At 69.8% G+C, this 10,859-nt stretch carries 1 protein-coding gene; it reads right to left on the bottom strand.

Going from position 1 to position 10,859, the window contains the following annotated elements; translation table 11 throughout:
* Window positions 1-78: 78 nt before the first annotated feature.
* Window positions 79-10,782, bottom strand: coding sequence for a non-ribosomal peptide synthetase (locus PSS76_RS06600; RefSeq protein WP_337456064.1), 10,704 nt, complete (start codon window positions 10,780-10,782; stop codon window positions 79-81).
* Window positions 10,783-10,859: the final 77 nt, after the last annotated feature.

Below are 10,859 nucleotides of genomic sequence, written 5' to 3'. Positions count from 1 at the left end.
CTCGTCGGCATCTCACAACGCATCACCGTGACTCATTCCTCACATCGACATCGCCCAGGACAAACCATCATTATCGCCTCACACCGACCACGAGTCCGCGTCGGCAGCGACCCGCCGGACGTCCGGGCCGCCGACGGAGCGTCCACCGTCGGTGAGGACCAGCACCTCGAGATCCTCGAGTTCTTCCAGGTCGAGTGCCTCTGCACGGGCGTTCGCGAGGAAGGCGTGGGTCACCCATTCGTCGGCCAGAACGTCGGTGACGTTACTGTCCGAGACCGCCGTGACCACCGTCACCGCGCCCGCAGTGGAGGCCAGCACCAGCTCGATGACGCCCCAGACGGAGGTCGCCGGTTCCAGGCAGACGGTCCTCGATTCGTACGTGATCCCGTACGCGGAGCGGTCCCGCTCGGCCAACGCCACAGCTCGGCCGTGATCGAGCACGAAGGACCCGTCCACCGCGGCGAAGGCGATATCACCTGCGTCGAGCAGGCGGGTCCGCTCGGAGTACGAGACGGGGCGTCCGGACTGCTCGTCGATCCGCGCCCGCGTGGCCACGTCGTCCACGACGATCCACTCGACGCCGTCGTGCGCGGCCGCCCTGTTCTGGGAGTTCGTGATGCCCAGCTTCGCCGGCAGCGCAGCGTCGATCGATTCCCAGGCGTCGTCGTTCGCGTCGATCGGGGTGACCGCCGCCCCCGACTTGAGTACCGCCCACGCGGCGATCACGGCATCGACCGAACGGGCCAGCGCGACCGGGACCCGAGTGCCCGGCCCCACTCCTTCCGCGATCAGGACCCGGGCGAGGCGCGACGACCGTTCGTCCAACTCGCCGTACGTGATCTCGGTGCCGTCGTCCGCGATCGCGGGGGCCTCGGGGTCGGCCTCGACGACCGCCGACAGCACCTGAGGCAGGGTGCTGGTGGCGGGCACGATCGTGTTCGAGGCGTCGGCCTCCTCCGGCTCCGAGTCCGCGAAGCCGGGGAGGAGCGCGCGCTCGGCCTCGGTCACGATCTCGATGTCGCCGACCACCGCGTGGGGGTCGGCGGCGACCGCCTCGAGGATTCGGACGAACCGCTCCCCCAGAGTCACCACCGTCGCCTCGTCGAACAGATCGGTGGCGTAGGTGAGGATCGCCTCGACGGTGCCCGAGTCGGTCGGGATCAGCGTGAACTGCAGGTCGAACTTCGCGGCTCGGTCGGCGTCCGGGACACTGCTCACGGTGAGACCGGGCAGCGCGAGGGTGGCCTGTTCCTGGTTCTGGAACGAGAGCACCGTCTGGAACACCGGATGCCGCGCCGAGGAGCGGTCCGACGACACGGCCTCGACGACCCGCTCGAACGGCAGGTCCGCGTTCGCGAAGGCAGACAGGTCGGCCTCTTTGGCCCGAGCCACCACCTCGGTGAACCTCATCGAGGACGTCAGTTCGGTACGCAGAGCGAGGGTGTTCACGAACATGCCGACCAGGTCGTCGAGCGCGGCCTCGCCGCGTCCCGCGACGGGGGTGCCGACCGTGACGTCCCAGGTGCCGCTCAACCTGGCCAGGAGGACCGCCAGGGCGCTGTGCGCAACCATGAACAGCGAGGCCCCCTCGGCCCGCGCCAGTGATTCGAGGGCCGCGTGGAGCTCTGCGGAGAGCGTGAACTCGGTTTCGGCGCCGCGCATCGACGCGACCGCGGGGCGGGGGCGATCGGTCGGCAGATCGAGCTGATCCGGCGCACCGGCGAGGGCACGTACCCAGTGCGCGAGCTGCCCGGCAGCCACGGTTCCCGGTTCGTCGGCGGACCCGAGCACCTCACGCTGCCACAGCGCGTAGTCCGCGTACTGCACCGGAAGCGGCTGCCACTGCGGCGCCTCGCCCTGCGTCCGAGCCGCGTACGCGGTGACGAGGTCGCGGGCCATCGGCGCCATCGAGACACCGTCGGCACTGATGTGGTGCACGACGAACGCGAACACGTGTGTGGTGTCGTCCAGTCGGAACAGGCCCGCCCGTAACGGCACCGCGCTGCGCACGTCGAAGCCCTTGCCGACGAGTTCCGACACCCGGCCGTACACGTCGGCCGGGTCCACCGAAATGGGTGTGAGATCGAACTCGACGTCTGCTGCAGGAACGATCACCTGGTGCGGACCGTCCGCGTCCTCCGGGTAGAAGGTGCGCAACGACTCGTGGCGCGCCAGCACGTCCCGCAGGGCCGCGTGCAGGGCATCGACGTCGAGTGACCCCGTCAACTGCATCGCGAGCGGAATGTTGTAACTCGTCGATTCCGGTTCCAGGCGGTTGAGGAACCACATGCGCTGCTGCGCCAACGACAACGGCACCCGCTCCGGCCGCGGACCCGCGACGAGCGCCTTACGCGCACCCGCACCCGCAAGCGACTGCACCCGCGCGGCAAGGGCCTCCACCGTCGACGCATCGAACAACACCCGCACCGGCACCTGCGCATCGAGCGCCGCACCGAGACGCGCAGCGACCTGAGTCGCGACCAGAGAGTTACCGCCGAGCGCGAAGAAATCGTCGTCCAGACCCACCCGATCCACACCGAGCACGTCCGCGAACACACCCGCGACAACCTCCTCCGCCGCAGTCGCCGGAGCCCGGAACACCGTCGCCTCGAACACCGGCTCCGGCAACGCCTTCCGATCCAACTTGCCCGACGCATTCAACGGAAACGCATCGAGCACCACGAACATCTGCGGCACCATGTACGACGCCAGCGACGTCGCCAGCTGCGCCTTGACCGCAGTGGTGTCCAGATCCTGGTCCGCCACCACATACGCGACCAGCTGATCATTCTTGACCAGCACCACCGACTGCGAGATCCCCGGCACCGCCAGCAGCGCCGTCTCGATCTCCCCCAACTCGATCCGCAGACCACGCAACTTCACCTGGAAATCCGTGCGACCGATGTACTCCAACTCGCCGTCGGCAGACCACCGCACCAGATCACCCGTGCGATACATGCGAGAACCATTCGCACCGAACGGATTCGCCACGAAACGATCCGCCGTCAAATCCGCACGCGAAACATACCCGCGCGCCAACTGGACACCCGCCAGATACAACTCACCCGGAACACCCACCGGCACCGGACGCAACCGCCCATCGAGCACGAACAGCTGCGTGTTCCACACCGGCGCACCGATCGGCACCGACGCCACATCAGCCGCAGTCACCTCGTGGAACGTCACATCCACCGCAGCCTCGGTCGGGCCATACAGATTGTGCAACGCCGCACCCGGCACCACATCACGCAGCCGCGCCGCCGTCGACGCCGGCAACGCCTCACCCGACGCGAACACCAACCGCAACGAACCCACCCGGGCCACAGCCGGCTCCGCCACGAACACCGACAACATCGACGGCACGAAATGCGCCACCGTCACACCACGCTCGGCCATCACCCGCACCAAATACGCCGGATCCCGATGCCCATCCGGCAACGCAACCACCAGACGTGCACCCACCTGCAACGGCCAGAAGAACTCCCACACCGACACATCGAACGTGAACGGCGTCTTCTGCAGAACAACGTCCGACTCCGTCAGCCCGTACTCGGCCTGCATCCACACCAGACGATTCACGATCGCCCCATGCCCGACAGCCACACCCTTCGGCCGACCCGTCGAACCCGACGTGAAAATCACATACGCAGTGTTGCCGGACCGCAGCGAAGCATTCCGCTCGACGTCGGCGATCGGACCGTCGGCGAAGTCCGACACGTCGACCGTGTCGATCTCCACGCTACGCAGGCCCGGCACGTCACCCGCGTCACGCGACGTGGTAAGCAGCAGAACGGGATTCGCGGTCGCGAGGATGTACCGGTTGCGCTCGGCCGGCTGATCAGGGTCGATCGGCACATACGCACCACCGGCCGCGAGCACCGCATACATGCCCACCAGCAGATCCACCGACCGCCGCATCCCCAGACCCACCAACGAGTCCGGCCCCACACCCTCCGCAATCAGCAACCGCGCAGTACGCCGCACCCGCGAAGCGAACTCCGCATACGACAGCGACTCACCCTCGAACACCACCGCAACCGCATCCGGCGTCCGCGCCACCTGCGCCTCGAACAGATCCACCAACGTTGCGTCCGGCACCGGCCGCGACGTCGCGTTCCACTCCCCCACCACCAACGACCGCTCGACCTCGTCCAGCAGGTCGATGTCGCCGACGACCGCCGACGGTGTGGCGGTCACGACCGACAGCACGCGAAGACAGCGGTCACCGAGAATACGAATCGTGTCGGCGTCGAACAGTTCCGTCGCATACGTCAGGTCGATCGTCAGCCCACGGTCGGGCGCGCCTTCCGTGACCGTGACCTGCAGATCGAACTTCGCTGTCGTCGAATCGAACTCGACGTCCGAGACCGCGAGCCCACCGAGTTCGAAGCTGGTGAGGCCGAGGTTCTGGAACGTCAGCATCACCTGGAACAGCGGATGCCGCGCCTGCGAGCGCGCCGGGTCCAGAATCTCCACCAGCCGCTCGAACGGCACGTCCGCATGCGCGAACGCCGCCAGATCGGTCTCCCGCGTCCGTGCCAGCAGGTCCTCGAACGAGCCGGCGGCGTCGACCTCGGTCCGCAGCACCAAAGTGTTGACGAACATGCCGATCACATCGTCGAGAGCAGCCTCACCACGACCCGCGACCGGCGTGCCGATCGCGATGTCCGACGTCCCACTCAACCGCGCCAGCAGCACCGACAACGCGGCATGCATCACCATGAACGGCGTGACGCCGCGGGTGCGGGCGAGCTCGGCGATCGCCGACTGCAGGTCCGCCGGAACCTCGACTGTGTGGCGGGCGCCGCGGTACCCGGCGACGGCGGGCCGCGGCCGGTCCGTCGGCAGGTCCAGCTGATCCGGCAGCCCCGCGAGGGTCCGCTTCCAGTACGCGACCTGCGTCGACATCGGCGATTCCGGATCGTCCTCCGAGCCGAGGACTTCGCGCTGCCACAGCGTGTAGTCGGCGTACTGCACCGCGAGCGGCGCCCACGCGGGCAGCGTGCCCGCCGAGCGGGCGGCATACGCGGTCATCACGTCGCGCGTCAGCGGACCCATCGAGAATCCGTCGGCAGCGATGTGGTGCACGACGAGCACCAGCACGTGCTCGGTGGGCGAGACCGCGAACAGACCCACCCGGACCGGGATATCGGTGGTGAGGTCGAACCCGGCGACCACCATTCGCTCGACGAGCGCCGGCAGGTCGGCCTCCGTGACCGCCTCGGCGGTGACCGTGCCCGCAACCTCGGAGGCCGGGCGGATCGACTGGTAGCCGACACCGTCGACGTCGGGGAACACGGTGCGCAGCGATTCGTGCCGTTCCAGCACGTCACCGATTGCGGCAGAGAGCGATTCGACGTCGAGGTCACCCGACAGCCGGATCGCCAGCGGGATGTTGTTCACCGCCGATTCCGGTTCGAACCGGTTCAGGAACCACATCCGCTGCTGCGCGAGCGACAGCGGGATCCGGTCCGGGCGCGGCGCGGCCACGAGGGCCTTCGTCCGCGCACCGGTGGACGCCGACACCCGTGCAGCGAGGGCCTCGACGGTGGAGGCGTCGAACAGGACGCGGACCGGGACCGTGGTGTCGAGCGCCGCGCCGAGGCGGGCGCATACCTGTGTCGCCAGCAGCGAGTTGCCGCCGAGCTCGAAGAAGTCGTCGTCGCGGCCCACCCGGTCGACGTCGAGGACGTCGGCGAAGACCGCGGCGACGACTTCCTCGACCGGAGTGCTCGGGGCCCGGAATTCCCGCGCCTCGAACTCGGGTTCGGGCAGTGCCTTGCGGTCCAGCTTGCCGCTGCCGGTCAGGGGCAGGCGGTCGAGAACCACGAACACCGCCGGCACCATGTACGCCGTGAGGGAGCGGGCCGCGAACTCCTTCAGTTCGGCCACCTCGATCGACCGGTCCGCGGCCGCGACCACGTACGCGACGAGCTGGTCACGCAGCACGACGACGGCGGTCTGGGCCACCGTGTCGTGCCGGGCGAGAACGGATTCGATCTCACCGAGCTCGATGCGGAAGCCGCGCAGCTTCACCTGGTCGTCGGCGCGGCCGACGTACTCGAGCACCCGGTCCGCGGTGGTGCGCACGACGTCACCGGTCCGGTACAGGCGCGAGCCGGGCAGGCCGAACGGGTTGGCCACGAACCGTTCCGCCGAGAGCGCGGGACGGCCGAGGTAGCCGCGGGCGACTCCGGCACCGGCGAGGTACAACTCTCCGGGGACGCCGGCCGGGACGGGCCGCAGGCGGCCGTCGAGGACGTACGCGTCGGCGCCGCGGATGGCCCGACCGATCGTGACGGGCTCGCCGGGGACGAGGGCGTCGGAGATGTTGGACGCGACGGTGGCCTCGGTGGGACCGTACGCGTTGAACATCCGGCGGCCCGGCGCCCATCGTGCGACGAGTTCGGCCGAGCAGGCCTCGCCGCCGACGACCACGGTGCGCAGGGCCTCGAGGCCCGCCGGGTCCACCGAGGCCAGGGCGGCCGGCGTGACGAACGCGTGCGTGACGTGCTGCGTGCGCAGGAGGTCGGCCAACTCGTGACCGCCGTAGATCGACGTCGGGGCGATCACCATCGTCGCGCCCGCACCGAAGGCCATCAGCAGTTCGAGGATCGACGCATCGAAGCTCGGGGATGCGAAATGCAGTGTCCGCGAATCGGAATCGATGCCGTACCGCTCCACCTGCTCGGCCGCGAACGCGGCCAGGCCGGTGTGCGTGACCACGACGCCCTTCGGCACACCCGTGGATCCGGACGTGTAGATGACGTACGCGGCGTTGGTGACGCGCAGCGGTGCGGTGCGGTCCGCGTCGCTCACCGGAGCATCCGGCTGCGCGGCCACTTCGTCCGCCGTCGCGGGGTCGTCGAGCACGAGCCACGGCACCGCGGCGGGCAGGGCGCCCTCGTGTTCGGTGCGGGTGATGCCGAGCAGCGCCCGGGAATCGGTGACCATGTGCGCGACGCGGTCGGCCGGATAGTGCGGGTCCACCGGCACGAAGGCCGCGCCGCTCTTCGCGACGGCCCACACGGCCACGACCGACTCGATCGAGCGAGTGAGCGCCACCGCGACCACCGTTTCCGGGCCGGCGCCGCGCGCGATCAGTGCGCGCGCCAGTCGTGACGACTGCTCGTCGAGGTCCCGGTACGCGACGGTCCGCTCGCCCGAGACGAGCGCGGCCCGCGCCGGATCCGCGCTCGCGGCAGCGGACAGGATCTGCGGCAGCAGCATCGGGGCCGGGCCGGCGTCGCCGGACGCGGCGGTGAGCGCGGAGCGCTCCGCCGCATCGAGGACGTCGATGTCACCGACGACGACGGACGCGTCGGCGGCGACGGCCTCGAGCACGCGGACGAAGCGGTCGGCGAACACCCGCATCGTCGACGCGTCGAACAGGTCGGTCGCGTACGTGAGGTCCACGTCCAGTGCGCCGGTCGCGGAGTCGCTCTCGGCGACCGTGACGGCCAGATCGAACTTCGCGACAGCGGCGTCGAAGTCGACTCCCGACACTGTCAGATCACCGAGCGCGAGGTCGGTGCGGTCCATGTTCTGGAACGACAGGGCGACCTGGAACAGGGGGTGACGGGACTGCGAGCGGGCCGGGCTCAGTGCCTCGACCAGGCGCTCGAACGGCACGTCCGCATGGCCGAACGCCTCGAGATCGGTGGCGCGCACACCGGTGAGTAGTTCGGTGAAGGGGCGGTCGCCGCGGACGTCGGCCCGCAACACCAGGGTGTTGACGAACATACCGACCAGGTCGTCCAGCGCTGCCTCGCCGCGGCCCGCGACGGGGGTACCGATCGCGATGTCCGACGTGCCGCTCAGACGCGCCAGCAGCACCGACAGGGCCGCGTGCACCACCATGAACGTCGACGCCCCGTGGTCGCGGGCGATCGCGTCGAGTCGCGCCGCCGTCTCGGCACCGATCGAGAAGCGATGCGAGGCACCGTTGTTCGAGGCGACGGCGGGACGCGGGCGATCCGCGGGCAGATCCAGGCGGTCGGGCAGATCGGCCAGGGCGCCCCGCCAGAACTGCATCTGCTGGGCGATGACCGACTCCGGGTCGTCCTCGCTGCCGAGCACCTCGCGCTGCCACAGCGCGTAGTCGGCGTACTGCACCGCGAGCGGCGCCCATGACGGGGCCGCACCGGCCGATCGCGCGGCGTACGCGGTGACGATGTCGCGCGTGAGCGGATTCATGGAGAAGCCGTCGGCGCTGATGTGGTGCACCACCACCACCAGCACGTGCTCGGTGGGCGTCACCGCGAGCAGCCGCATCCGGAGGGGGACGGCCGCCGTGACGTCGAAGCCCTGCGAGATCGTCCGCGCGACGGCGTCGGCGACGTCGGACTCGCGCACCGGTTCCGCGGCGAGATCCACCTTCACCCGGTCTGCTGGCAGGATCACCTGGCTCGCGGCGCCGTCGATCTCGGGGAACACGGTGCGCAGCGACTCGTGCCGCTCGATCACGTCGGACACGGCCTCGCGGAGAGCGTCGACGTCCAGCGCGCCGGTCAGCCGGATCGCGACGACGATGTTGTTCGCCGCGGATTCGGTGTCGAAGCGGTTGAGGAACCACATCCGCTGCTGTGCCATCGACAGCGGGAGCGTGTCGGGGCGCTCCTGCGCCACGAGCGGGGCCCGGGTGTCGCCGCCCGCGGCCACGGCCGCGTCGACGAGTGCCGCGAGCTGCGCGACGGTGGGGGCGTCGAAGAAGTCGCGCACATCGATGCGGATGCCCAGGTCGGCGTTGATGCGTGCGACGACGCGGGTGGCGCTGAGCGAGTTGCCACCGAGCGCGAAGTAGTCGTCGTCGACGCCGATGCGCTCGGCACCGAGGACCTCCGCGAACGTCGCGGCGAGTGTCTCCTCGGTGGGGGTGGTCGGTGCCCGGTACTCACTCGCGAGCGACGAGAAGTCCGGGGCCGGAAGGGCCTTGCGGTCCAGTTTGCCGCTGGCGTTCAGCGGGAACTCGGCCAGCGCGACGAACAGCGACGGCACCATGTACTCGGGTAGGCGGACGCTCACCGCGGCGGCCAACTCGTGCCGGTCCACGTCGGCGCCGCCGTCGGTGACGACGTACGCCACAAGGTGGTCGCCCAGGTCGGCGTCGGCGTGCACCACGACGACGGACTGCGACACTGCCGGGTGGTCCAGCAGCGCCGACTCGATCTCGCCGAGTTCGATACGCAGACCGCGCAGCTTCACCTGGAAGTCGGTCCGGCCGATGTACTCCAGCTCACCGGAGCGGCCCAGCTTGACCAGGTCACCGGTCCGGTACATGCGCGCGCCCGGTGCGCCGTACGGGTCGGCGACGAATCGGTCGGCGGTGAGGTCGGGACGCTGCAGGTAGCCGCGGGCCAACTGCACGCCCGCAAGGTACAGCTCACCCTCGGTGCCGGCCGGGACCCGCCGCAGGCCCTCGTCGAGGACGTACAGGGCGGTGTCGGCGACCGCCGCACCGATCGGGACCGTCGTCTCGTCGTCCGCGGTGACCTCGTGGAACGTGACGTCGACGGCGGCCTCGGTGGGCCCGTACAGGTTGTGCAGCGCGGCGCCGGAGATATCCCGGAAACGGGCCGCCGTCTGCGGCGGCAGCGCCTCACCCGACGCGAAGACGTTCCGCAGCGTCGCGACGTCCTCCGCGCTCGGCTGTGTCGGGTCCCCCGCCGCTCCGCTCGCCAGCGACGCCACGAACACCGACAACATCGAGGGCACGAAGTGCGCGACGGTGACGCCGCGCTCGGCCATGATCCGCGCGAGGTACGCCGGATCCCGGTGCCCGTCGGGCGCCGCGACCACCAGTCGTGCACCGACCTGCAACGGCCAGAAGAACTCCCACACCGACACATCGAACGTGAACGGCGTCTTCTGCAGCACGACGTCGGCGTCGGTCATGGGGTACATGTACTGGCGCCAGCGCAGGTTGGCCACGATCGCCCCGTGCCCCACCGCGACGCCCTTGGGCCGGCCGGTGGAGCCGGACGTGAAGATGACGTACGCGAGGTTCTCCGCCGACAGCGGCGCCGACCGGTCCGCATCGGTGACCGGCGTGTCCGAGTGGGCCTCCAGATCCAGGGCGTCGACCGCGACGATCGGGGTGTCGGTGTCCAGGGTCAGCTCGTCCCGAGTGGTCGTGAGAATCACGACGGGACGCGCGATGTCGAGGACGTAGCCGAGGCGGTCGGCGGGATGATCGGGGTCGAGGGGCACGTACGCGCCGCCCGCCTTGACGATCGCGTACATGCCGACGAGCAGCTCGAGCGAGCGCCGGATTCCCAGACCCACCAGGCTGTCCGGTCCCACACCGAGTGAGATCAGGTGGCGCGCGAGACGATTGGCACGCGCGTCCAGGTCCGCGTACGTGAGGGTGGCGCCGGCGTACTCGAGCGCGACCGCGTCGGGGGTGCGGGCGACCTGCTCGTCGAACAGCGATGCGAGTGTTACGGCCGATCCGGCCGGCGCGGCGGTCGCCGAGTCGCCGAGCACCTCTACAGCGTCCGCGAACAGTGTGTTCAGCAGCCCGGGCAGTCCCCCGGTCTCGGGGGCCTCGAGCAACCCGGGCGCCACGGTCGACAGCACGACCGGGACGAGCGCATCGATGCCGAGCACGCCGCCCATCGCGGCATCGAGGTTCTCGATCTCCTGCTTCAGCCGGGCGTACGTGACGGTGGTGTCGCCGACGGTCAACGCGATCCGGTCGGCATCGACCTCGACCACACCGGCGAGAAGCCTGGGCAGGTCCTCGATCGTCAACGCGTCGACTCCGGGCTGCTGGGCCGCCATGTACTTATCCTTCCCGACATCTGAAAACTTCGATCGCTCGATGCGGGGGAGCCGACGGATCGGCTCCCCCGCATCAT

Origin of the sequence: Prescottella sp. D32, assembly GCF_037287305.1 — a bacterium.
Taxonomy (GTDB): Bacteria; Actinomycetota; Actinomycetes; order Mycobacteriales; family Mycobacteriaceae; genus Prescottella; species Prescottella equi.
Note: the sequence above shows the minus strand (reverse complement) of the source record. Positions and strands in the feature narration are given on the sequence as shown.